General features: G+C 41.4%; 20 protein-coding genes. 9 read left to right on the forward strand and 11 right to left on the reverse strand.

What is annotated here, in order from left to right; all coding sequences use genetic code 11:
• Window positions 1-20 precede the first annotated feature (20 nt).
• From BM192_RS06090 to BM192_RS20905, 3 genes are all read right to left on the reverse strand, one after another.
• Window positions 21-689 (reverse strand): response regulator, encoded by a 669-nt coding sequence (locus BM192_RS06090; RefSeq protein ID WP_316930960.1) that lies wholly within the window; start codon window positions 687-689, stop codon window positions 21-23.
• Between the two features lie 8 nt (window positions 690-697).
• Window positions 698-2,308 (reverse strand): tetratricopeptide repeat-containing sensor histidine kinase, encoded by a 1,611-nt coding sequence (locus BM192_RS06095; RefSeq protein ID WP_234797513.1) that lies wholly within the window; start codon window positions 2,306-2,308, stop codon window positions 698-700.
• Between the two features lie 214 nt (window positions 2,309-2,522).
• Window positions 2,523-2,675 carry a hypothetical protein gene (locus BM192_RS20905; RefSeq protein WP_170844843.1) on the reverse strand — a complete coding sequence of 51 codons (153 nt, stop codon included), beginning with the start codon at window positions 2,673-2,675 and terminating at the stop codon, window positions 2,523-2,525.
• 721 nt (window positions 2,676-3,396) lie between these two features.
• Here BM192_RS20905 and BM192_RS06100 point away from each other — a divergent pair.
• The 5 genes from BM192_RS06100 (at window position 3,397) to BM192_RS06110 (ending at window position 7,647) form a co-directional block, all read left to right on the forward strand.
• Entirely contained in the window at window positions 3,397-4,545 is a 1,149-nt protein-coding gene (locus tag BM192_RS06100; protein WP_051759809.1) for an outer membrane protein assembly factor BamB family protein, read from the forward strand.
• Between the two features lie 147 nt (window positions 4,546-4,692).
• Window positions 4,693-4,869, forward strand: coding sequence for a hypothetical protein (locus tag BM192_RS20910; protein WP_157282817.1), 177 nt, complete (start codon window positions 4,693-4,695; stop codon window positions 4,867-4,869).
• 435 nt (window positions 4,870-5,304) lie between these two features.
• A complete protein-coding gene (locus tag BM192_RS06105) occupies window positions 5,305-5,646 on the forward strand; it encodes a DUF6984 family protein (protein WP_051759807.1) in 342 nt (113 codons plus the stop codon).
• Between the two features lie 178 nt (window positions 5,647-5,824).
• Window positions 5,825-6,205 (forward strand): M91 family zinc metallopeptidase, encoded by a 381-nt coding sequence (locus tag BM192_RS21345; RefSeq protein WP_394364783.1) that lies wholly within the window; start codon window positions 5,825-5,827, stop codon window positions 6,203-6,205.
• A complete protein-coding gene (locus tag BM192_RS06110) occupies window positions 6,202-7,647 on the forward strand; it encodes an SDR family oxidoreductase (RefSeq protein WP_037439992.1) in 1,446 nt (481 codons plus the stop codon). Before BM192_RS21345 ends, BM192_RS06110 begins: the two co-directional genes overlap by 4 nt.
• Window positions 7,648-7,850: 203 nt before the next feature.
• On the opposite strand, the gene BM192_RS06115 is transcribed toward BM192_RS06110, so the two are convergent.
• The 8 genes from BM192_RS06115 to BM192_RS06150 form a co-directional block, all read right to left on the reverse strand.
• A complete protein-coding gene (locus tag BM192_RS06115) occupies window positions 7,851-8,513 on the reverse strand; it encodes a beta/alpha barrel domain-containing protein (protein ID WP_037439990.1) in 663 nt (220 codons plus the stop codon).
• Window positions 8,500-9,561 (reverse strand): sugar kinase, encoded by a 1,062-nt coding sequence (locus tag BM192_RS06120; protein WP_234797514.1) that lies wholly within the window; start codon window positions 9,559-9,561, stop codon window positions 8,500-8,502. The genes BM192_RS06115 and BM192_RS06120 overlap by 14 nt, the downstream gene beginning before the upstream one ends.
• Window positions 9,562-9,563: 2 nt before the next feature.
• Window positions 9,564-10,985 (reverse strand): glucuronate isomerase, encoded by a 1,422-nt coding sequence (uxaC, locus tag BM192_RS06125; protein ID WP_037439988.1) that lies wholly within the window; start codon window positions 10,983-10,985, stop codon window positions 9,564-9,566.
• A 35-nt stretch (window positions 10,986-11,020) separates the two neighbouring features.
• On the reverse strand, window positions 11,021-12,208 hold the full coding sequence (gene uxuA, locus BM192_RS06130; protein ID WP_037439986.1) for a mannonate dehydratase: 1,188 nt from the start codon (window positions 12,206-12,208) through the stop codon (window positions 11,021-11,023).
• Window positions 12,209-12,219: 11 nt separating this feature from the next.
• Window positions 12,220-13,032, reverse strand: coding sequence for an SDR family oxidoreductase (locus BM192_RS06135; protein WP_037439984.1), 813 nt, complete (start codon window positions 13,030-13,032; stop codon window positions 12,220-12,222).
• A 10-nt stretch (window positions 13,033-13,042) separates the two neighbouring features.
• Window positions 13,043-14,335, reverse strand: coding sequence for an MFS transporter (locus tag BM192_RS06140; RefSeq protein WP_037439982.1), 1,293 nt, complete (start codon window positions 14,333-14,335; stop codon window positions 13,043-13,045).
• Window positions 14,336-14,367: 32 nt separating this feature from the next.
• Complete coding sequence (locus BM192_RS06145) at window positions 14,368-15,567, reverse strand: Gfo/Idh/MocA family protein (protein WP_262496564.1); 1,200 nt, start codon at window positions 15,565-15,567, stop codon at window positions 14,368-14,370.
• 120 nt (window positions 15,568-15,687) lie between these two features.
• On the reverse strand, window positions 15,688-16,722 hold the full coding sequence (locus BM192_RS06150) for a LacI family DNA-binding transcriptional regulator (protein ID WP_037439977.1): 1,035 nt from the start codon (window positions 16,720-16,722) through the stop codon (window positions 15,688-15,690).
• Window positions 16,723-17,154: 432 nt separating this feature from the next.
• Between BM192_RS06150 and BM192_RS06155 the strand changes: the two genes are divergently transcribed.
• From BM192_RS06155 to BM192_RS06170, 4 genes are all read left to right on the forward strand, one after another.
• Window positions 17,155-20,565 (forward strand): SusC/RagA family TonB-linked outer membrane protein, encoded by a 3,411-nt coding sequence (locus BM192_RS06155; protein WP_083332123.1) that lies wholly within the window; start codon window positions 17,155-17,157, stop codon window positions 20,563-20,565.
• A gap of 25 nt (window positions 20,566-20,590) precedes the next feature.
• Complete coding sequence (locus BM192_RS06160) at window positions 20,591-22,384, forward strand: RagB/SusD family nutrient uptake outer membrane protein (RefSeq protein WP_037439975.1); 1,794 nt, start codon at window positions 20,591-20,593, stop codon at window positions 22,382-22,384.
• Window positions 22,385-22,460: 76 nt separating this feature from the next.
• A complete protein-coding gene (locus tag BM192_RS06165; protein WP_037439973.1) occupies window positions 22,461-24,734 on the forward strand; it encodes a DUF7133 domain-containing protein in 2,274 nt (757 codons plus the stop codon).
• A gap of 29 nt (window positions 24,735-24,763) precedes the next feature.
• The gene (locus tag BM192_RS06170) at window positions 24,764-26,119 is read left to right on the forward strand and encodes a 3-keto-disaccharide hydrolase (protein ID WP_037439971.1); all 1,356 of its coding nucleotides are present in this window, start codon (window positions 24,764-24,766) and stop codon (window positions 26,117-26,119) included.
• The last annotated feature ends 149 nt before the right edge of the window (window positions 26,120-26,268 follow it).

Consider the following 26,268-nt stretch of genomic DNA (forward strand, 5'->3'; position numbering starts at 1 on the left):
CAGTTGCTGAAAGAGATAATTTATATAATACCAAAGTCTTTACAATACGCAACTAATTGCTCATTCTTGGAAAATCCTAATACCTCTTTCATAGTATTGAGTCGTTTTTCGACACTGCTTGAGCCGGATGGCTTGATCGCATTAACTTGCAGGTAGACGGGGATGTCTTTTTGAAGGGTTCCTTGTGAGAGGAGGGAGATTATTGTGATATCAAAGGCTGTAAATTCATAAGCATTCTTTTCTTTCACATTTCTCCTCAGGTCTGCAGAAAGATGTATTTTATTCTTATAAATTGTATCTATGGCTATCCTCAAATCTTTTGCGTCGTTTCTGGCTTTACGTACATAACCGTTTATTCCGAGCTCTTTAAAAAGTTTGTCAATGACAGAAGCCTTACTCTCTGCTGAAAACACAATAACCTTTAAATTGGGCTGTATTGCCTTTGCTGCATTGATCAGATCCATTCCCCCTGCAATATTTTGAGCACGATGATCTTCCTCAAACGATAAGTCGGTAATCAGTAGGTCGAATGGTTGATCACCTAATATGCTTTTTCTGATTTGTGTCAATGCGTCGTCGCAGTAGTACGTGTATTCTGTATCTGTTATTCCTAAATCTTCTAAAGTCTTTCGCACAGAAATACTTGCACTTTCATGGTCTTCAGCTATTAATACTCTTTTGAACATCATTTATTAATTTAAGAAACGGGGCAGGAAAGTTGAATCTTTAATCCTCTTTCTACTTTAGTGTCAAAGGTAATTTCTCCATGAATGCTCTTAATACGGTTTCCCGTATTTGTTAAGCCATTTTTAAATTGCATCTCCTTTGGAAGACCTATGCCATTGTCGGTGTAATGGATGAAGAATTGATCTCGTAACTCCTCAAACTTTACAACCACGTTGCTTGCTTTACTATGCTTTTTCATATTTACCATGAGTTCCTGAAGGATATGCTCAATTTCAAATTTGTTCTTCGAACTTACTTTCTCCCACAATTCTGGGGTATTACCGGCGATTGCTATTAATGTATGCTCAGTGGCAAAAGCTAATAATAACGCGGATATTTTCTCGTGAAAATGGTTGTATACGGGTTCAGGCTTATCATAGGAAATATCCCGTGATTTTTCGTAGAGATCCTCGATCTTATCCAGCACATGCTCTTTGTTAATAATGTCCTGATTTTCGATTTCAGTCATCACCCTATATAAACCATTTGCCACAACATCATGAACTTTTTTCGATATTTTCAGTTGACTATTACGAATGGAATTTTCGGCCTCCAGTTCCAGTCTCTGTTTTCTTTTTTTATACCAAAGAATGCTGACGACAGATATTGTAAGCGTTATAAATAAAACAGTAAATAGTAATATTCTTTGTTTTATTATCTGAAATTTTTTTTCAGTATTGTCTTTTTGAAGTTTAAGGTTATCTGCTTTATTTTTTTCCGCATCATATCTAATCAGCGCAAACTGATTCTTGGCAGTATTGCGGGAAGTTTGTATACTATCATTCAATTTCTGATAAAGTCCAAAATATCGTTTTGTGTCAACTGGTGTGCTAAGCTTTATAAGCTTTTCTAAAGATTCTATTCGGTCGTCCGGACTATTTAATCTATTAGCAACGATATTCATCTTAGTTGCATATTCGAGAGCCGAATCCGGTTGGATTATACTATAATAGTCTGATAAATGCGAGTAGCTGGCATTTTGACCCCAACTATTATTTTCTTTTTCGCGAATGTGTAGTGCTTTTAATAAATCTCTTTTTGCGTCATAGTGTGGGTTTTGAAGCCATTTTGTAAAAGCAAAATTTGATAAAGTTCTTGCGAATTCCTGTTTGTTAATTGGTTGTCTTAAAATATCCTGATAGATATCTATTGATTTTTGATACTGTTTTTTCTTTCTATAAGCATTTGCTATATTATTCTTGATCACTAATATAGCAGCTGTGTCTTTTGTGAAAAGTAAAGATTTTTGATAAAACTCAATTGCCTGAGTATAGTTTTTTAGGTTGAATGAAGAAATACCAAGATTGTTAAAATTAGATTTTATATAAACCAAACTTGCTTCATTATTGGAGTTAAGGTATGAAACAGCATTTAATGAAATTTCCTGTCCACCATAATAATCTCCTTTATCTGTGGAAATTATCGCCATGTTTACCAAGCATTTTCCAATTCCAAAACTGTCTTTTTGTTGTTGAAATATATCTTTGGCTCTATTGAAGTAGAGGAAGGCGCTGTCAGGTTTATTGTCTTCTCGATAATCAAAAGCGCGATCATAAAAAATATTATCCAATTTTCTTTCCACTTTGGATGGTTTTTCACAAGAAAGAATGAGGAACATCAGAAGCGATAAGAAAGAGAGAGCTTTCAATTGATTTATTTTTCACTAAAATAAAAAATAAATTTGGCTATTTATTTTACTTAGATATTATTTGATAATTATGATAGAAAACGCTATGGTTATTTTATTAAACATTAACTAAAAAAGGAAACGGTGGCAAAAGCCACCGTTTCCTTTTTTAGTTCTTTTTAGGAGGCGGTAGCTGCCCATTTTCGCCTCCGGTATCGAAGGTGCTGTATGGAGGCGTTGTACCATTTGTATTACCGTTATTTGTGTTTGTATGTGAAGGGCATGCCAATCCCATTAGTAAGGCAAATATGAAAGAAAACATAATCTAAAATTTAAGAATGAGATACTATGTAGTTCCCCGCGAATCCTATCGCGGGGGTTGCTACGGTTGCAAATCAGAAGCGCTTCTGAAATTTTAGGGAAGTGTGAGAATCTATGCGGGAACTAATAACTGCTTCCCTGGCCGGTTGCTAATTCCCGCATTTCATCTCTGTGTGAAATCTGTTTTTTACAATTGGTCCGATAGCTAATCGAATCATGAACTGATTTCTGATACAAATGTATATTGCTTAAAGAGCTGTGAATAAGATTTTTCCGATGATTCCTTTGATTCCGGCGGAATTCCGGAAAAGCCGTAGAAATTCCGGGGATTCCATTTTATTCACGTCGAAAATTCCTTTGTAGGGATGTTTGATGACTATGAAAAGAAAAGACTGGTGGCCTTTATCTAATTAATATTACCGGTGCCAGCGAACTAAGAATGAATATGTGAGGGCCGGTTGCATATGGATCTACTATTTGTTTTTAGAACTCGGGTCAAGAATTCGATTACGGGGACAATTTTGGTGTCGACTTTCCTATGAAGAAAGGGGCATACTTAGGCTATCATAAATTAACTTCGCTCCTGACTTTTGTTTTATTACGGTCCGTAAAGGCGCGTTAAATTTGGTTAAAGGCCGTATTTTGAAATTCATGGTATTTTTGAGGAAAATTTATTTCAAAAAAACTACGATATTTTAAGTTGTAAAGTGTTATATTTCAGAATGAAAAAGAATATTGACTTCAAGTCTACATTTACCGCACTTATCTTTATCGTCTCAGTATTTGGATTTTCGTGTAAGAAGGAGCAGGTCGAGCATCCAATAACTGAAATTGCTGAACTGAAAAGCGTAATTTATATTGGAAGCAGCAATAATAATTTTTACGCCATTAGCTCGGTCGATGGAAGTGAGATCTGGAAGTATAAAGGAACTGAAGGTTTCAGCTACTCTGATCCGCTACTACATGATGGAATTGTCTATACAGGTGATGATGGTGGAAATATGTATGCTTTTAATTCTGAAACGGGTGGAGTGAAATGGAAATATCCAACAAATTTCGGTATTGAATCAAGTCCCGCAATTGCTGATGGGATTTTGTATTTTGGAAGTAACGATAGTTATTTTTATGCCCTGGATGCAAAAGACGGAAGGCTATTGTGGAAATATAAAACGGGTTCGGGCGTGAGTTCAAGTCCGTTGGTAAATAATGGACTTGTGTTTTTCGGTGGCAATGACAACTACATATATGCGCTAAATGCAAAATCTGGAAAACTCATGTGGAATTATGCTACTGGGGGACTAATGGGGCATTCAAGCCCTGTTATTAAGAACAATATATTATTTATTGGGAGCAGGGATGGCAATTTGTATGCTCTTTACGCTATAAATGGACTTCTTAAATGGACATATTACACTGGGCGTTCTCTTGAGGGGTCTCGTCCGGTCGTGTCAGATGGGTTGGTCTATATAGCGGGGGGAACCGTCCTTTTTAATGCAGAATCTTCGATAAAAGGTATGCTATATGCTATTGATGAAAAGACGGGTAAGCTCAGGTGGGATAAGTCAAGTGAGCGGGGAATGTATTCTGATGCAACAGTTAGCAACAATAAAGTGTTTATTTCATCAGACGACGGAAACTTCAATGCGTTCAATGCAAAAGAAGGGGCAAATATATGGGCTGAGCGAATAATCCCAAATGGGTCTAGGTCTACTGTTGCGGATGGTTTGATTTTCGTTAACGGTAGCGGAACTCGAAATTTTTATGCACTTGATGAAAATACAGGGGCGGTAAAATGGAAAAGTCCTATTCTTGACGGCTATAGTCCAAAACCCTGTGTGGTTGATAGTCAGGGATATATAATTCAGCGGTAGTTTTGGTTATACATTAAAATAAGTAAGTCGTTTTTTAAGACGGCTTACTTATTTAGCGCTAAGCGTTACAGTCACCTGCTGCTTAGGCGACAGATTAAGAACAGGCTTTCCCGGAATCATTTCCCTTTGAACAAGCCTAATTATGCCATGAATAATCCAATCAGATTTACAGATCCTGATGGAATGGCTGTTGAGGAAATCAATGCTGGTACTAGATATATTGGTGAAGATGCACAAGCTATGTTTGGCCAACTGAAATGTCAATTTTCTTCACAAAGTCAAGACGATGATAAGAAAAGGAAAAAGCCTGAGACAGCTGAATAAAAAACACAAGACCTTGCTTCCGAAGAAGCTGCATCGCTAAATTCTATGAATGAAAGCATGTTGAAGTTAAACAAGTTCATGCTTGGTTTTATTGAATTTAAGCTGTTTGCAGAGGTTTTGCGGAAACATTTCCAGGAAAAGTAAAGACTTATATTCCAAAATTTGTAAATAAAGAGTCTGTTATTCAGTTTGGTAATCCTGAAATACCCAATCAAGTTTCTCATGCTACAAGGCATTTAGAGGTGGCTGGACTAAAGTTGAAAAAGTTAAAAAGACTATTTTAACGAATTTGAAGCCTGGATCGTCATATAAGGTTAATGTGAGAATTACAGGGACTGTTAATGTAAATGGCGTAAGAATTGACTATAGCAGGATTAAATTGCCTAACGGCACAATAAACGTTGTGCTCAATTAAGCCGCCAAGATGATAAGAATATGTTGAGAAGAAAATTAAATCCCGAAGAAGTTGCTTTAATAACCTGGATGATAAAGGATACTGATGAAGGGGCATCTATAATTGATATATTGGAAGAATTGGTCGTTGAAGAAATGGAGGACGGAAGGATGGGAAGTTTACGGGTGGTTGTAGAAGGGGAGGACAATAGACTTTTTTCAAGAGAACTGGCGACCGCAGATTTATTTGATGCAGATTTGGTACCCGTTTTTATTTCAGTTAACCTAGATACCGAAGGGCATTTTTTTGAATTGGATGTTTTTAAAGCAGATTTCAGTCCTTTGAAAAATACGTTCAGACCACCTTCGGCTGGACTGATCTAAAAAAACTGCTTGCCTTCGCTTTTGGCGAAAGGAGGACAAAACAGCGCAACTTATTTTGTTGATTATAATACTGATGTTGTTGTTGAAAAATCCTTGAACTTCTTTTTGGCAAGCATGGTGTCAATGATCTTAAAGAACACTGTGCGGTCTTCCTCATCAGGCTGGTTGAATCAGTGATATTGATGCCGCCTTTGACAAAAAAAAGGGCGGAAGTGGCTCGGAAATCGCTTTTGATCCAAATGATCCTGGTAAATTAATTACTAATGCTGACGGCTCAAAAGGAAGACCAGCACAGATCGGTTTAGCTCACGAATTTGGTCATGCTAAAGACAGAATCGGCGAAAAAGCAACTAGAGAAAGATCAATAGTTAGAGATCCGGATGGCAATGCCAGAGTGTTCATGACCAATGTAGAGATAAATGTGAGGAAAAATATACAGGTCATCAGAAACTATACCCGTATCGGGAAGATGTGCAGCAAAATACCGGTACCACCCCTCAGAACAAACGTAATTGATCATGTGTTACGTTGTTGTTCTATATTAATCCCGTATCCATGAAAATACTTATTACAGGTGCCACCGGTTACATTGCTCAGAGATTACTGCCGGTTCTATTGGATCATAAACATCAGCTTATTTGCTGCGTAAGGGATAAAAGCCGTTTTGATCTCGAAAAATATGCCGGATTTGATCTGGAAGTTATCGAAGTAGATTTCATGAAGAAAGAGAGTTTGGAGAATATACCCGCAGATATTGATGTGGCTTATTACCTGATGCATTCGATGTCCGGTAAAAAAGGAGACTTTTCTGAGTCGGAATTATTGACGGCCAGAAATTTTAAAGAAAGTATGAGCCTTACGCAGGTAAAGCAGGTGATTTTCTTAAGTGGTATTGTTAACAGCCAGGAGTTATCTAAACATCTGCAATCGCAGTTGAATGTCGAAGAAGCATTGGCCTCCGGTACTTATTCGTTAACCACATTACGTGCTGGAATTATTGTAGGATCAGGAAGTGCCAGTTTTGAAATTATCCGTGATCTGGTGGAAAAGCTTCCTGTGATGGTCGCTCCAAAATGGCTCAATACCCGTTGCCAGCCGATAGGTATACGTGACGTGTTGAGTTTTTTGGAAGGCGTACTGATGCAAGATTATACATTTAATAGGGCTTATGATATTTATGGGCCGGAAATCCTCACTTATAAAGACATGCTGATGCGCTTTGCGAAGGCGAGGGGGCTTAAAAGGAAGATTTTTACTGTTCCGGTAATGACTCCGAGACTTTCATCGTACTGGCTATATTTTGTAACCTCAACCTCTTATCCATTGGCTAGCAGTTTAGTAGATAGTATGAAAGTTGATGTTGTGGCGCGGCCGAATGATCTGCAGCAAAAACTAGGTATAGAACCCATGACCTACGAGCAGTCAATTCAACTCGCATTCGGTAAAATTGAGCAAAATCAGGTGATCTCTAGCTGGCGTGACGCAATGAACAGCAGCACTTATGAAAACAGCTTTAAGAAATTGATTGAAGTCCCTCAGGAAGGATGTTTTAAAGACTTCAGATCTATGAAAGTAGATAATCCCGAGCTAGTATTGCATAATATCTGGTCTATTGGCGGTTCAACCGGTTGGTACTATGCCGATTGGCTTTGGGGTATTCGCGGGTTTCTCGATAAATTATTTGGGGGAGTTGGACTGCAGCGTGGAAGAACAAACCTCGATACACTTTCCACTGGCAGTGTAATTGACTTCTGGAGAGTGATTCTGGCAGATAAAAAAGACAGACGTTTATTATTATATGCGGAGATGAAGCTTCCCGGAGAAGCATGGCTGGAATTCAGGATAGATGAGCAGAATATCTTCCGGCAGACGGCAACCTTCCGGCCGCTGGGCATATCAGGCAGATTATATTGGTATTCAGTATTACCTTTTCATGCTTTTATCTTTAAGGGGATGATGCAAAACATCGCCAGGCATAGCAGAACGACGGATATTAGTTGAACCGATTTTTATTACGGCGGGTGTCCTTCGGGCACCCGTTTTTATTTGGATGTTAAACTCATAAATGGAGTTTAAGGTTGACACGATAAAACAATAGCTTATTCGGGTCAACCTTGGGTCAACCCCGGTGTAAAATCGGGTCAACTAACAACGAAACCCGACCAAGACACAACCAACACCTTGATATGGGCAGATTAAAAGTTTTACCTGCAGTTGCCAATCAGCTCCAGGAGCACTTTGGTTTGCTGTTCCAGTAAACTATAATTTTTATTGGCGGTGATTTCTTTTGTGATCAGTTTACTTCCCATTCCTACCGCACAGACACCGGCCTGAAACCAGGAAGTGATGTTTTCCTGTGTGGTATCTACACCGCCGGTAGGAATAAATAGCTGGCCTGGGAATAATTCTTTAATGGCAGACATAAAACCCGTACCCAGGACATTTGCAGGAAATAATTTAATGAGCATAGCCTCATTTTGCTGTGCTAAATGGATTTCAGTAGGTGTCATACAGCCGGGAACCCATAGCAGGCCAGCAGCATTCACTACAGATGCAACCTCGGCGCTTACTATTGGTGAAACGATAAAATCTGCGCCTGCGTTAATAAACGCTTCGGCATCCTGCGGAGTTTTGATGGTGCCGATACCCAGATGCAAATCTGGCATTTCACGCTTTGCAAGGCCGGACAGGTAGCTGAAGTTTTTCAATGCCGCATGTCCGCGGTTTGTATATTCTACTATTCTTACCCCTGCATTGTACATTGCCTGAAGTATTGCAGCTGACTCTTCCTGACTCTCCAGATAATATAGCGGCAATAAGCCCTGTTGTTTAAGCGTAGCTAAAATAGCTTCTTTATTTTTTTTCATGAGGAAGAATTGAATCGTAAATGTCGGCAGCCCTAGTGCTTGTTGCATCGCTGGCTATAAACAATTTGTTAAAGGCAGCTGCGGTTGCGAAGTCAAGGCTTTCCTGCGCTGGTTTTTGTTGATTGATGCTGTAGATCAGGCCTGCCATAAAGCAGTCACCGCTGCCTACCTTATCTACAATTTCTTCAGTCTGGTAAGTGGCCGAATGATAGGAACCATTTGCGGTATGCAGACTGGTAAAATATTTCACACCTTTCTCTCCCGCATCAAAGCGGAAGGTATTGGCGATTACTTTGCATTTCGGAAATTGCCTGCGGATTTCCCTTGAACTTAGTTCTGCTTGGCTAAGATATTCCGCCTTCGTCTTATCCTGAAAATCCAGAGGAATCGGAATATCTAACATCCGTTCTGCTGCCCAGATATTACCCATAATCAGATCGCAGTATGCAGCAAGTCCAGGCATAATATCTGCCGGCTGTTTGCCATATTGCCAGAGTTTGGCCCTGTAATTAAGGTCAAGTGAAATGAAGATTCCATTTGCAGAAGCATATTTTAAAGCTTCCAGACAAACTTCGGCAGCAGATGCGCTCACTGCAGGACAAATAGCACTGAAATGAAACCAGGAAACTCCTTTAAAGACCGCAGACCAGTCTATAGTGCCGGGCTGAAGCGTTGCAAACGATGAATTTGCACGGTCGTAGATGACACCTGCATTTTTAACATCCGTTCCTTGTGGAAGATAGTAAATACCTACACGCTCACCCTGAGCCAGAATTTTATCGGTTCCAATTCCCTTGCCTGCAATTGAATTCTTCAATTGTTCGGCCAGGATATTATCGGGTAAAGCAGTAAAATAGGTCACAGGAATTTCCCATAGAGACAGAGCGGTCGCTACATTTAGCTCTGCACCTCCTAAAAAGCAGGGTAGCTGATGAGTATTCAGCCATGTTCCACCGGCATCCGGACTCATTCTGAGTAGGAGCTCTCCGAAACATAGGACCCCTTTTCCAGCAGGATCAAATTCAATCATATTTAAGATATTAACCATATTTAAGACGACGGATTGCCTGCCCGGAAGTTAAAATAATTTTTAGCATTGTAATAGCAAATATCCTGTACAATTTTACCGATCCAGGCGATGTCGTTCGGCAATTCACCGTTTTCCACATCGTCGCCAAAGAGATTGCATAAAATTCTTCTGAAATACTCATGACGCGGAAAGGAAAGGAAACTGCGGGAATCGGTTAGCATACCAACCAGTTTACTCAGCAAACCCATGTTCGATAAGACATTGAGCTGGTCAATCATACCGTCTTTCTGATCATTAAACCACCAGGCAGAACCAAATTGGACCTTGCCTGCTACAGAGCCATCATTAAAGTTTCCAATCATTGCAGCGATCATCGCATTATCCGAGGGATTTAAATTATAGATAATCGTTTTGGCAAGACGGTTATCCAGATCCAGTTTACCCAGGAACCTGGATAATGCACTTGCCTGACTGAAATCACCGATTGAATCCCAGCCTGTATCTGGACCGAGCTGACGCAATGCACGGAGATTGTTATTGCGTAGGGCACCTAAATGATATTGCTGCACCCAACCCTTTTCGTGGTCCCAAAGGGCAAACTGGAAGAGCATAGCAGACTTGAACTTGAGTTTTTCTGAAGACGATAAACTTTGCTGGCTGCGAATCTTAATAAAAATATTGCTGATCTCGCTGTCTGTATAATCTTCAGCATAAATCTGCTCCAGACCATGATCCGAAACCGTACAGTCATTAGCTGCAAAATAATCATGACGCGATTTAAGTGCTTTCAGATAGGTATCGTAGTCCGTTATGGAAATATTACTGACTGCTTCCAGTTTATCTATATAGGCATTCAGCGCCGTGAGGTCGTCTGCATTCATTGATTTATCTGGTCTGAATGCAGGAGCTACGCCAATTTTAAACCCTTCTTTTTTTAGTTGCTGATGGTATGCCAGATCATCCAGCGGATCATCCGTTGTGCAAACCTGTTCCACATTCATTTTCAGCAGCAAGCTCTTTGCTGAAAATTCAGGGGACTGCAGCTTTTCAGTGCAGCTTTCATAAATATGTTTCGCTGTGTCCGGAGACAAGATTTCCTTACAGTCGAAGTATCTTTTTAACTCGAGATGAGTCCAGTGATATAAAGGGTTTCTCAGTGTATAGGGCACGGTCTCTGCCCATTTTTCGAATTTTTCGTAATCTGTTTTATTACCCGTGACATAAGCTTCGTCTACGCCGTTTGCACGCAGGGCACGCCATTTATAATGGTCGCCATATAACCAGATCTGGGTTAGATTGCCATAACGTGTGTCTTTCGCGATATCTTGCTGCGGCAGATGACAGTGGTAATCTATAATAGGCATGTGGCTGGCATATTCATGATATAACCTTTGCGCAGTTTTGGTCTTTAATAAAAAGTTATCATCTAAAAATTCTTTCATTTGATTTTTCTTGAGCTTTAATGAAATCCGTTGTCTTATGACTTGAGCTGACGGCTAATAGCCAGTTCCAGGCCTCGTAATTCTGCCAGACCTCTTAAGCGTCCGATAGCAGAATATCCCGGGTTTGTTTTCTTATGCAGGTCATCCAGCATTTTATGTCCATGGTCTGGTCTGAATGGCATGCGGGTATCAGTCCGGCCTGCTGCGATCCGGTCCTGCTGCTGTTCGAGTAAAGCTTTCATTACTGCATACATATCAACATCGCCATCCAGGTGATTAGCTTCATGAAAATTGCCTTGCTCATCTCTGCTGGTGCTTCTGAGGTGAATAAAATGTATTCTTTCACCCAGGCGTTTCACCATACCCGGCAAATCGTTGTCTTCCCTTACACCGAAAGAACCGGTGCAGAAAGTCAGACCATTGTTGGGCGAAGGAACAGCCTCGTAAATTGCCTGAATGTCTGCTTCCGTGCTTACTACGCGCGGTAGACCCAGGATAGGATAAGGTGGGTCATCCGGGTGAATGCAGAGCAGTACACCTGCCTGTTCGGCTGCTGGAACAACTTCCTTCAGGAATGAAATGAGATTATCACGCAGTATTTCCGGGCTAATTTTATCATAACCCTGCAAAACGGTCAGGAATTCGGTTAAAGTATAACCTTCTTCGGATCCTGGCAGACCTGCAATTATGTTTTTGACCAGTAACTGCTGTTCGGCATCCGATTTACTTTTAATCCAGTCTTCTGCACTTTTTTTCTGCTGCGCTGTATAGCTGATTGCCGCGCCGGGTCTTTTCAGCAGGAACAATTCAAATGCAGCAAATGCAGCCGCCTCGAAACGTAAAGCTGTAGATCCATCTGGCATCAGATAATCCAGGTCTGTACGGGTCCAGTCCAGTACGGGCATGAAATTATAACAAACGATATTAATACCACATGCCCCCAGGTTCAGCAAAGATGTTTTATAGTTTTCGATATACTGGCGGAAATTTCCGGTTCTTGTTTTAATGTCCTCATGTACCGGGACACTTTCAACGACCGACCAGTTTAAACCAGCAGTCTTAATCAGTTCCTGTCTTTGCAGAATTTCTTCCTTTGTCCAGATTTCTCCGTTTTTAAGATGATGCAGAGCAGTTACTATTCCTGTAGCACCTGCCTGTCTAACATCACTCAATGATACCGGGTCTTGTGGTCCATACCACCTCCAGGTTTGTTCCAAACTCATATTAATCTATTTTATACGCCGCCAAATGCAGCAAAACCACCATCAACATTAATTACCGTCCCCGTTACAAACTTAGAGGCATCACTTAAGAGCCAGATCAATGCACCTTCTAATTCGTCAGGTTGACCAAATCTTTTAAACGGCGTTTGTTTAATCACTAATTTACCTCTTTCTGTATAGCTTTGGTCAGGGAGCGTCAGCAATCTTCTGTTCTGTTCTGTGATAAAAAAGCCAGGTGCTATAGCATTCATACGCAGCTTATCACCATATCTGTTAGAGAGTTCTACGGCAAACCATTTGGTATAGGAATCCAGCGCTGCTTTCGCAATACTGTAGCCCATTACTTTCGTGATAGCCCTTTGCGAGGTCATGGATGAGATATTTACAATACTTCCACTTTTCGCTTTAGCAATTTCTTCTCCGAATACCTGGGTTGCTTGTACTGTACCTAATAAATTAAGATTCAGTACTTTACTGAAAGCCTCCAGATCCAGGCTAAACAAGTTGTCTTCGGGCTCTATAACTGCTCCGGCCATATTGCCTCCTGCTGCATTGACCAGCCCGTCTATATGACCGTATTTTTCCAGGATAACTTTTTTTGCTGATTCCAGGCTTTCCATGTCCATCACATCGGCCACAACGGCCATTGCATTCCCGCCCTCAGCGTTAATTTTTTCAGCTCTTTGATTCGCAATTTCGCTGTTTCTTCCAATGATTACAACTGTTCCGCCCATGGCGTGAATACAATTCACGAAGGATTCACCAAGAATTCCGGTTCCGCCAGTGACCACTATTACTTTATCTTTTAACGATCCGAAGTCCATATTTCGTTGATTAAGGGTTTAAATTTTCAATTGGTTTCATATTTCTGGTGAGTAGCTGAATAATGGCCCAGGCTAAAAAGTAGGCGCAGCCGCTAATAATAAATAGAATGTTATAGCCCGCTGTGATATTGCCCAAACCTTTATAATAAGCTAAAAGCGTTCCTACAAAGATTGGAAAAAGTGTAGATGCAATAGAACCGGACATACCTCCGATTCCAACTACCGTGCTCACTGCATTTTTCGGGAACATATCCGATACAATGGTGAAGATATTTGCGCTCCAGGCCTGATGGGCTGCGGTAACCAGACTAATAATTCCTACCACGACCCAGATATCGTCCATCATACGGACCAGAAATATCGGCGTAACAACAATAGCGACGATTAGAAGCGTTGTTTTACGGGCTTTTAGTACCGGCCAGCCGATTTTAATGAAGTAAGAAGACAAATATCCCCCTCCAATACTACCCAGGGTTGTTGCAGCGTAAACAACGGCAAGCTGCAAACTCGGTTTGGTTAGATCCAGGGCGAAGGTATCTGCAAAATAAGAAGGAAGCCAGAACAAGAAGAACCACCAGATTGGGTCTGTGAGCACTTTTCCTACTATAAAAACCCATGTTTGTTTCAGGCGGAGTAATTGACCCCATTTTAGCTTGACCGGGTTTTCCTCTATTGCTTCATTGTCACTCAGGATATAATCCAGTTCGGGTTGTTTAAGGCGTTTTTGTTTTGTCGGGATTTCGTAGAATATCCACCAGAATATTAACCAGATAAACCCGATTGCCCCGGTGATCACAAAAGCTTCCTGCCAGCCGTATAAACCCAGAAGCCAGGGCACTATTATCGGGGCTATTACCGCTCCTATACTGGTTCCGGAATTGAAAATACCCGTGGCCAATGCCCGCTCTCTTTTAGGGAACCACTCGGCGACGGCCTTTACACCTGCAGGGAAATTACCTGATTCTGCCAGTCCTAAAAGACCTCTTACAAAACCAAAACCTACGGTGCCTTTTACAAAAGCATGCAGAATAGCGGCAATGCTCCATACGAGTACAGAAACTCCGTAGCCGATTTTTGAACCCACTTTGTCGATAAAACTGCCGAAGAGCACATAACCCAGCGCATACATACCGGCAAAGACCATGACGATATAACCATAGTCGGCTTCGGTCCAGTGAAATTCTTTCTCCAGGGTTGGCTTGAGTAAACCAATTACCTGTCTGTCAATATAATTAATAGTTGTGGCAAAGAACAGTAAGGCGCAGACTACCCAACGATAATTTCCAGTTTTAACTTTTTCCATGATATGTTGCTGTATTTAAGGATAAAAGATGATTACAAAGCTGTAATTGTGACTTCTGCACCTTTACGTTCTGCAGATACGTAACCTGCATAAATGGTAGCCATTACATCGGCGGCGAGACTGCTGTTACTTTCTATAGGCGTTCCATATACTGCAGACCGGTAGAAAGCATCCATCTCATGCTGATAACCATTAAACCATCCTTCGTCTGGAGAGATTGAGGACCAGCCTTCTTTGGTTTCAGTTTTTTCTACAACATAAACATCCTTAAAATTAGTACCATTCGGTGTATATGCCTGCATGGCATCATTTGGGGCAATATTGCAAATCGTCCTGTGATTATTGGTGTTTACTTCCAGCCGGTTTTTGACACCACCCAGTACAAGTTCGCTGGCAAACAGATTAGCAACAGTCCCGTCTTCAAAAACAATATGTACCATTGCCAGGTCTTCTATATCCTTATAAGTAGTTTGCAAATGACCCTGGTCCTGATAACCCGGCATACGTGTTATTGCATGTGTACGTGAAGAAACTGTTTTCGGTCGGATTGGGTTTCCATTGCGGACCCTGCCTTCCACGTGTTTCAGATAAATAGCAGCAGTGATCGGATGACACCCTTTACCGACCATAGAGCCTCCGCCAGAGTATTTCCATTGTCCGTAGGCTAATGAATGAGACCCCGAATGAGACTGCTCACCCAGCATCCAAAGGATTTGCGCACCTGTTTTTTCGAGTAGTTCTCTTTCTTTTTGAATGGCGGGGGCATAAACCCAGTTCTCAGCATACATGATTTTGCCGCTGCTTGCTTTTTCCGCATCGAGCATTCTCTTCAGGCTTTCTAAAGTATGGGAGAGACCGGTTTCCCTTGGAAACAGATCGCCGTTAAAATTTGCAGTGCCGTCACCAAAATAACCGGTAAAAGGTTTTTCTACGATAACATGCTTGTTTTTTGCCAGAATAGCTATAACGAGTGGCTCATGTGATACCGGGGGAGTACAGACGTGCAGGACATCGCAATCATCAATGAGCTCTTCGAGATTTGTATAGGCTTTGATTTCCCGTTTTTCTGCGAATTGTTGTAACTCTTCAGTGCCGGTAGAATAGGCACCGGCGACTTCAACCTGGGTACTAAACACCCGTTTAAGTGCGTCATAGTGGAATCGTGCGGCAAAACCGGACCCAATTATCCCGGCCTTAGTGATTCTTTTGTTCATAGCTTTATATTTGGTCAATATGGATGCGGGTCTTTTGCAGATTCCAGGTATTCATAAGATACTGCAAACGATTGCATACGCATAATTATGTAAAATAATTAGCATATCAAAAAGAATCGGGAACAAAATTTCGTTTCTTTATGAAGATAGCTCCGAAAACGTTGATGTTCTTTTAATCAGTTCAACCGGTGTAGTGAGCGAAAGAAAACTGCGTTGATTGTCTTGATTATGAATAAGATCCATAATCAATTTAGCGACGCCTTCGCCCATCAGATGCGGAAACTGTTCCACCGATGTAATCTCGGGTCTGGAAATTTCAGTACGGCTATCATTCGCGTAACCGGACACTTTAAGGTCTTTCGGAACAGAAATCCCATTTACTCTGGCAAATTCCAGTACGGCCAGTGCTGCAGTATCATTACAGGCAAAAATTGCGTCAGGAACCTGTTCGTTTTTAAATAAGGTTTCGCAGCTCTGCAGGGTGTTTTCTTTGTTTAATTCGTGGAAAAAGACCAGGTTTTCATCATAAGGAATCTGAAATTCATTAAGAGCCTCTTTATAACCATTCAGACGTTGCAGGTAGATACTACAGCTAAGTGGCCCGCTGATATGCGCGATCCGTTTGCATCCCTGTTCCACTAAATGCTTCGTTACCTGATAACCACCACTAAATTCATCGCCGACAATTTTATGGCAGGCTTTGTCAATAGGCACCCGGTCATAAAATACAACCGGCACACCACCTACAGCACTTTTATCGAAGACAGAATAATCTTTAGTATAGAGCGTGGTAGAGACAATCAAACCTTCTACCTGTGTGGCCATCAATAATTTAACTAAGGTTTTCTCCAGCTCAGGCGATTCATTTGATTGAAATATCATCAAATTATAACCATCTGTGTGCAGCTTATTCTGAATGGCGGTAATCACTGCAGCCTGGAAAGACATGGAGATGCGGGGAACGATAAGGCCGATGGTTTTAGACCGGCTGCTTCTGAGCGCTGCAGCAAGTGCATTATACCTGTAACCCAGCTTTTCAGCTGCATTTTTTACTTTAAGTTTGGTTTCTTCACTAATATGGGGATGATCACTTAAGGCTCGGGATACAGAGGATACAGACATCCCTACTTCCAGGGCTATGTCTTTAATGGTGACTTGCTGTTGCTTTTTCATATTTATGCAATCGTTCTCAAAACGATCATTATTCAAATATAAAAATAAAGTTACACAAATTGATCATGCTTCATAATGTACGCTGTAGATTGATTTGGCTGAACTAATGTTTTTTATGTTAATCTAATATCAGTTACGTTAATAATTAGCTGATTACAGGACACATAAATAAGTGCTCAATAATTTTGTTATTCTGAAATTTTTATATAATTATGTATATGCAATCGTTTGCAGACAATTGCAATAACCAAATATAAGCTGATATAAATATGCAAAAGGAAGGAATTTCAGGGGTATTATACCTTGAAGCTAATATGCTTGCTATGACGGAATTTCGACGCCTTCTGCGATCAAAATCTCTTCTTCCGTGCTTTCCGGATCTCCAAACCACACCTCACCCGCTCTTAATCTCAAACCGAATAAACTTAATGTATGAATCTAAATTTAAAAAAGCCTTTAAAACGGTTTAAAGTAACTAAGGTTGCGATATCCCCTTTAATGTCTGCCCTATTTATTATAGGTATATCAGCAGCATTTACAGGGCAGGTAAGGGCGGCAAACCCAGGCGGCTTCTATATTCAGACTCCGGTTACCGGAGTCGTCAGAGATGGCAGTGGCCAACCAGTTCCGGGCGTAAGCGTGGTTATCAAGGGGTCTAAAACCGGAACTATAACAGATATGAACGGTAAGTTTAGTATCGCTGCCCAACCAAACAGCATATTGGTCTTCTCTTATATAGGTTATATTGCTCAGGAAGTCACTGTCGGTACAAAAACAGCTCTGGATGTTAAAATACTGGAAGATGTCGGCAATCTGAACGAGGTTGTGGTAACAGGTTATACGACAGAACAAAAGAAAGATATTCTGGGCTCTGTGAGCATAGTTAATGCTGCCGATCTGCAGTCTACACCCACCGGAAACGTAACCAGTCAGCTGCAAGGACGCTCACCAGGTGTAACGGTAAGTGGTGACGGTAGCCTGGATGGAGGTGCTAAAGTACGTATTCGTGGATTTGGGTCCTTTACAGGTTCCGAACCACTCTACGTAATTGATGGAGTTCCTGTTTCACCCAATACAGCAACTGCAGGTTCAAGGGCAGGGAGTACAACTTCTGCAATCGACAATCTGAATCCTAATGATATTGCATCCGTACAGGTACTAAAAGATGCAGCATCTGCTTCTATTTACGGAGCCCGGGCCGCCAATGGAGTTGTTATTATTACAACGAAAAAAGGAAAATCCGGTGCTGCGAAAGTATCGGTAGATGCTTATACAGGTATAAACTATGTGAGTTCGGGCAGCTTCCCGAAGTTACTGAATGCCCAGCAGATGGGAGATTTATACTGGAAACAAATGGAGGGGGCCTATGCCTCAACCGGTAACCCTGCTTATCAGCCGGGCGGTGCGAGCTGGAAGCATGACCAGTACGGGTCAGGTGCCAGGCCAGTAATTCCTGAGTTTATCTTAGTTAACAACAACGGATCACGTATCGGAGGTGCAGCACTGGAGAAAATGAGAACCAGTGACCCAGCCTTATTTGCATCTCTGACGAACCCAGCTAATTATAATCTGAGGACACACCAGATTGTCAGATCTGCAGATACAGATTGGTTTGATGAAGTTTATAATCCTGCGCCGATCAGCAATATACAAGTAGGTGCGACAGGTGGATCGGATAATGGGAATTATGCGCTGAGTTTAAATTATATGACACGTGAAAATACTGCGGCTAAAACCAATACTTTCGACCGTTATACCTTAAGGGCAAATTCCAATTTCAAAATTAAGGAAAACATCAGGTTTGGTGAAAACATCCAGATTTCATATAGTAAAATGAGTGGAAATAGCAGCCCCGATGGGGCAGGCCCGCGCGCTGCCTGGGTAATGCAACCATTGATTCCTGTTTATGATATTATGGGCAACCCGGCAAGTAGTGCAGCGCCACAGCTGGTTTCTACTAATGATCCGGGACGGAATCCAATCACAGAATCTTACCGGAACCGTTTCGATAACACAGAAAACTACGGTATTTTCGGTAATGTTTATACAGAAGTAGATATCATTAAAGGGTTAACCGCAAGGACATCATTTGGTATAGATTATTCTGCCAGAAATGCGAAAGATGTAAATCCGGTTACCTATGAACACGCGGAGAACACGGCGACAAATTCCATTTCAAACAGAAAGAATTTCAGTAATACCTGGACCTGGTCAAATACCCTGACCTATGCAACAACATTTAAAGAAAAGCATGATTTAAAAGTCCTGGTAGGTACAGAAGCGATTAAATCGTATGCTGAAGATCTGTTTGCTCAACGGTTAGGCTTAGCCCTGAATCTGGAAGATGATCCGAATTTCCAGATTATTAATGCAGGGGTTGGTGCGCAGACCAATTCAGGAGGATTCAGAAGAAGTACTTTATATTCCATGTTTTCCAGAGTAGATTATTCGTATGCCGGAAAATATCTGTTGAATGCGACAGTACGTCGTGATGAATCATCCAAGTTCTCAAAAAACAATCGCGTAGGATATTTTCCTGCAGTCGCAGCGGGTTGGAGAATTAGTTCTGAGGAGTTTATGAAAGACGTTAAATTCCTGACGGACCTGAAGCTACGTGGTAGTTATGGTATTATCGGCAATCAAAGCGGTCTGCCAAATGAAAATCAATACAATGTTTATGTATCCAGCTTAGGACAGGGCTATCCGCTTACAGGCGCACAGTCTGTCGCAAATGACAGTTATACTTTGGGCAGTGTAGGTAATCCCAATGCCAAATGGGAGCAGAATACCACTACAAATATTGGTTTGGATGCATCTATGTTTAACGGAACGGTGAACTTTACAGTAGAGGTTTATCAGAAGAATACGAAAGATCTGCTGGTTCGAAATCAGGCTCCAGTTACCGGTACGATGGCGGTACAGCCTTTTCTTAATGCAGGAGACATGCGAAACAGGGGAATCGACCTGGGAATTTCTAAGAACGGTGAATTTAAGTCTGGTTTCACCTATGATGTAGCTTTAACTTTCTCTAAATACAAAAACGAGGTTACCCGAGTTATGGATAATCCTTTAGCAACTATAATCGGTGAATCGACGCGTTTGAACGGAAGTCCGAGTATTACTATGGTTGGACAGCCGATAGGATCTTTCTATGGCTATAAGCTGGACGGATTTTATAATTCCCAGGCAGATGTAGATGTTTTTAATGCAAAATACAATCCGAACGGTACCACTACACCATGGATCCCTGCAGAAGTAGGAAACTGGAAGATCAAAGATGTGAATGGAGATGGAATTATTAATGCACTGGACCGAACCATTCTCGGTAGCCCTCATCCAGATTTCCAAAGCAGTCTGAATCTGTCGGCGGGATATAAAAACTTTGATTTTACAGCCTTTTTATTTTACAGTAAAGGTGGTCAAATCTTTAACCTGAGCCGTTTCAATACCGACTTCAATACTTTTCAGTTTAACAGAAGTGAAAGAATGCTTAAGGAATCATGGACACCGGAATTGGGTAATAATGCTAAACTGCCTAAGCTGAATGTTCTGGATACTTATTCGAATTCAAATGTGACAGATTACTACCTGGAAGACGCCTCTTATCTACGTTTAAAAACTGTGCAGGTAGGTTATACACTTCCAACCCGGCTGGTAAGCAGACTGAAGATGGAAAAAGTGAGAGTCTACGTTCAGGCGCAGAACTTATTTACTGTTTCTAAAGCGACAGTACTGGATCCGGATGCAGGATTAAATGGTGATGTTGATACTTCTATGGGTGTAATTGCCAATACTTTACCGACGCCGAAACAGGTTTTATTTGGTATAAGTGTAGGATTCTAATTTTTGAAAAACAAAAAATAATTTTATGAAAAAGTCTCAATCGATAATATTTATAATGATCTGCTGCAGTATGTTCTTTTCCTGCAGTAAGGACTTCATAGAGCAGGGGCCGGTTGGTTCCTTCCCCGAAAGTGTCCTTAAAACACCTGATGGGATCCGAAAAGCATTAGTTGGTGCTTACTCCTCGCTGAATGGTACCGAAGGCTTAGAGAGGACGCCGGCTCAGGCCCTGTTTGGCAGTATTCGCGGGGGCGAAGCCAACAGGGGTTCCGGGAATGGTGTGCAGCCTCAAATGTCTCAAATACAACGTTTCGAAGTGAATACAAGTAACAGCTCGGTACTTTTGTTTTTCAATCATTTTGCAGATGCAATCGCCCGCACAAATTTGGTGTTAAAGTACCTTCCCCAGGTAGAAGGTCTGGATCCGCAGGATGCTAAAAACATCGAAGCGGAAGCTAAATTTTTAAGAGCTCATTATCATTTTATGATGAAAAGGGTATTCAAGAATACGCCATGGCTGGACGTAGAAAGTCTGAATGATCCAAAAGTATCCAACACTGATGATGGTGGTAACTTCATTGATATCTGGCCAAAAATTGCTGCGGATTTCAAATATGCAGTGGATAATCTTCCGCAGACACAAGCTGATTTCGGCAGACCGAATAAATGGGCGGCAAAGGCATATTATGCCAAAACTCTGGTCTATATGGGTAATGAAGGGGATGATGCGAATTATACGCTGGCGAAGGTAGAATTCGACGACTTGATTGCTAATGGTGTAAATGTGAAGGGGCAAAAATATGCGCTGAATCCAAATTATCATGATAATTTCAATACACAGAAAGAGAACGGGCCTGAATCTGTCTTCCAGGTTCAGCATTCTGTCAATGACGGAAGTACAAATAATTGGGCAAACGCAAATTTGGAGACACTTTTTACAGGTTTGCAGGCTAGTGATGGCCCGACTTTAGGACGCGGATATGCTTATTTCAACCCCTCCCAATGGTTTGTAAATAAATTCAGAGTAGATGCGAATGGACTGCCTATCTTTAATCACACTGCGCGTAATGCCGCCTTCGTGAAAAATGATGATGGAATTGAATCTACTGCACCATTTACACCTGACGCAGGTTTGATCGACCCAAGGCTGGACTGGACAGTTGGACGCCGTGGTATTCCTTATCTTGATTATGGTTTAATGCCAGGAAAGGCCTGGATTCGCGATCAGGCTTATGGTGGGCCATATATCAGTAAGAAATTCTTTACATTGAAATCTCGGGAAGGCGTTGATACCGCACCGGGAACGCCATACAATAACCTGAATATTGATATTATTCGTTATGCAGATGTCTTATTATTGGCAGCAGAAGTAGAGGCGCGGATCGGAAGTGAGGCTAAGGCGATGGAATATGTAAATATGGTTCGTAATCGTATGGTAAATAACACAGCTGATCCTGAGAACTGGGTCCTGAGGAATGGTGTACCGGCGGCTAATTATAAAATTGGCTTGTATAGCGCAGGAACTTTTCCGTTCGATAGTAAAACCAATGCTTTAAAAGCTGTTTTCTTTGAGCGTACGCTGGAGTTAGGTCTGGAAGGACACAGAGCTTATGATGCAATAAGATTTGGCGCAGAAGATCAGACAACAGATCTGGATGAATTGAATGGTTATCTTCAGTACGAGTCTACTTTGAGAGGATTTGTTTCCGGAGCAAACTATACACGTGCGCCTGATGCTGTTATCCCCATCCCCCAGCAAGCTGTTGAGAACAGTTTTAAAGATGGTAAAATTACCTTGAAACAAAATCCAGGCTATTAAGCGGTAAATACCAATTTATTAGAAATTGTCGCTAATTTGAATTCTGGATTCCATACCAAATATATATTTTAATACAATGAGCTATTTACAACAACCTAACCGAAAATCGAAATGGAGAAAAGGCCTGCTGCTTTGTTCAGTACTTTGCATCAGCAGCCTGTTTTATCAGTGTAAAAATGATGAAATGTCCGCAGAAGCTTCCCTGAAGAAAATGGAGGTTGAAAAGGGTTTTGAGGTGAAACTAGCAGCTTCAGAGCCATTGGTCAGTGCGCCCGTAGCCATGACTTTTGATGACCGTGGCCGGATGTGGGTCGTGGAAATGAACGGTTTTATGCCGGATACGCTTGGTACAGGAGAAGATGCTCCAAGTGGAAAAATAGTAATCCTTGAAGACACCGATCACGATGGGGTTGCAGATAACCGCAAAATATTTCTGGATTCGCTGCAATTGCCGCGGGCCATTTGTCTGATAGAAAACGGAGCGCTCGTAGCTGAGCCTCCGTATTTATGGTATTATGAAATTAAGGGCGATAAAGCAGGTAAAAAGACTTTGGTGGACAGTACTTATGCAGATGACGGTAATGTTGAACATCAGCCGAATGGCCTGCTCAGAGCAATGGACAACTGGATTTATAATGCTAAATCGAGTACGCGATATCGTAAAGTCGGAGATCAATGGAAAAAAGAAAGTACACATTTCCGGGGACAGTGGGGCGTTTCTCAGGACAACTCCGGAAGACTGTATTATAACCACAATTCTGCCAATATCCTTGGAGATTATTTCACACCTGGATTAGGATCGCAAAATCCGAATCAGAAAGAAATTGCGGGTTATAATGTGGCTGTAGTACCAGATAACAGGGTTTATCCGGCTCATGCTACACCTGGTGTAAACCGTGGTTATATGGAAGGTATTCTGGACAGTAACCAGAGATTGGTGAATTTTACTGCTGCCTGCGGACCACTGATTTACAGGGGCAATTTATTTGGGGAAGCCTATGTACAGAACGGCTTTGTAGCTGAACCTTCGGCCAACCTGATTAAGCGTAATATTTTAAAACAGGAAGATGGTTACATCGTAAGCGGAGAACAAGCTTATCAGGGAAAAGAGTTTTTATCCAGTGTGGACGAGCGATTTAGGCCGGTTAACCTGAATGATGGTCCTGATGGCGCTTTGTATGTCCTGGATATGTACAGAGGTATTATCCAGCATAAGACCTATCTCACGCCATATTTGAAAAATGAGATCAAAGAACGTAATCTCACTTTGCCGCTGGTTTGCGGAAGAATCTACAGAATCGTACCTGAGGGTGCCAATCCAGTAATGAAAACCATGCCGCAGGACCCGCAGCAGTTAGTCGCAGCACTGGCAGATCCGAATGGATGGATTCGTGATAAAGCACAGCAAATGCTGATTGACCGTAAAAATAAAGATGTCGTACCTGCTTTACAGAAAGCACTGGGCTCATCAAACAAATTGCAGGCTGTACATGCGCTCTGGACATTGGAGGGTTTACATGAATTGACAACCGAAGAAGTTCTGGCAGCAGTTAAGTCTGATTCCTGGGCAATCAGGATGCAGGGATTGAGTGTAATTCCATCGGTTATTAATAAGCAGAATTCCGGTGCTTATATCGCTGCTTTAAATGAAAAAGCCTTAATCGGCGACAAACGTGCTGCACCTTATATTGGGTTTTTAGTACAATTCATTCAGCCTTTAAACCCTAAAGCCGCTTCAGATCTGACCCAGGCGCTGATTAAATTATACGCCAATGATAAATATGTAGCTGGTGCAATTGTAAGTAACCTGAAAGATAAAGAGGCCGCCTTCCACACAGAATTATTAAAAAAGTATCCGGATACGAACCTGGCTATTAATACACAGTTGGCCAAGGTTGCTTTAAATAAGGCAAACGAGTTGCTTAATAAAGATCCGAAGGTTATCGAAGCGCGTTATCCAAAAGGAGTATTGATCTATAAATCTACTTGTCAGACCTGCCACGGACCAGATGGGAACGGAATAAAATCGCTGGCACCGCCGCTGAATAAATCGGAATGGGTTAATGGTAATAAAGACAAATTAATTCCAATTGTACTTTTTGGCCTGACGGGTCCAGTACCCGTAAATGGACATTTGTATACCAAACCTGAGATTATGGCCGATATGCCCGGCATTGGGGCCACTGAAGAGTTTCATGATAAGGATATTGCCGAGTTGCTGAATTATATCCGGAATTCTTGGCAGAATAAAGCATATAAAGTGACTGAAAGCGAAGTTACGGCCATTCGTAATCTATATAAAGGCAGGGATAAAGCCTTCACAGTTGAAGAACTGAGCCGCATTAATTAATAAATTGTATTACCTAATCAAATGTAAATATGAATATCTCGAAATTTTTAGTTGTTGCCATGTTCTGCTATTCCGGCAGTGTCACTGCACAGCAAAAACCAGTATGGAAATCGCTTTTTAACGGTAAAGACCTGACAGGTTGGGAACAACTGAACGGAAAAGCAAAATATGAAGTAAAAAATGGGGAAATTATAGGAACTACTGTGCCTAAGGAGCCGAATTCTTTTTTGACAACTAAAGAAAAGTATGGCGATTTTATTCTCGAGCTGGAGTTGCTGGTAGACAACTCCATGAATTCCGGTATACAGATAAGAAGTGAAAGTACCGCAGATTATCAGGATGGCCGTGTACATGGATATCAGGTGGAAGTAGATCCTTCTGACCGTGCCTGGAGCGGTGGTATTTATGATGAAGCCAGAAGAGGGTGGTTGTATCCACTTAATATTAACCCTAAAGCTCAGACGGCTTTTAAAAAGTCAGAATGGAATAAATACAGGATAGAATGTATCGGTAGTTCGATCCGTACCTGGATTAATGGTGTGCCTGCAGCTAATGTCGTAGATGCAATGACATTAAAAGGCTTTATCGCTTTGCAGGTGCATGGGATTTATGGTGACCAGAAACCAGGAACTGAGATTCGCTGGCGTAATATTCGTATTCAGACTGCAAATCTTGTACCCTCAAAGATTGATGATATTTATGTAGTTAACCTGGTTCCGAATTCAGTTTCTGCACAAGAAAAAGCGCAGGGTTATGGATTGCTGTGGGACGGAAAAACAGCTAAAGGATGGATAGGAGCTAATAAAACGAAATTTCCTGAAACAGGGTGGACAATCTCCAACGGAGAATTAACTGTACAGGAATCAAATGGAGCGGAATCTACTAATGGCGGCGATATTGTTACAGAAAAGCAGTATAAAGCATTTGAGCTTAAATTTGATTTTAAACTAACCGAAGGGGCCAATAGTGGTATTAAGTATTTTGTAACCTTGAAAGAACAAAGTCAGGGTTCAGCTATTGGTTTGGAGTACCAGGTTCTGGATGACGAGAAGCACCCTGATGCAAAATTAGGACGTGACGGAAACCGTACACTGGCTTCGTTGTATGACCTGATTACCGGTAAAAAAGATAGAAATGCGATCCACAAGATCGGAGAGTGGAACCAGGGATTGATCCGCGTTTATCCCGATAACAGGGTTGAACATTGGCTTAACGGGTTTAAAGTGGTAACTTATACAAGAGGTTCAGCAGAATTCAAAGCACTAGTTGCTGCTAGCAAATACAAAGACTGGAAAGATTTTGGAATGGCTCCACAGGGACATATCCTTATCCAGGATCATGGAAATAAAGTATCCTACAGAAGTATTAAGATTAAACAACTCTAAAGATAAATCCTAAAATGCTTAATCTGATTGTGGAAAAACGGTGGTGCCAGGCACTGGATTTTCTGCAATCGGATTTTGTTTTTTAAGCAGATTATTCCACCGTGTATATTATTTGTTACACACAGTTAATTTAGATACAAGGAATTATC

Source organism: Pedobacter antarcticus, from assembly GCF_900112985.1.
In the GTDB taxonomy this organism is placed as follows: Bacteria; Bacteroidota; Bacteroidia; order Sphingobacteriales; family Sphingobacteriaceae; genus Pedobacter; species Pedobacter antarcticus.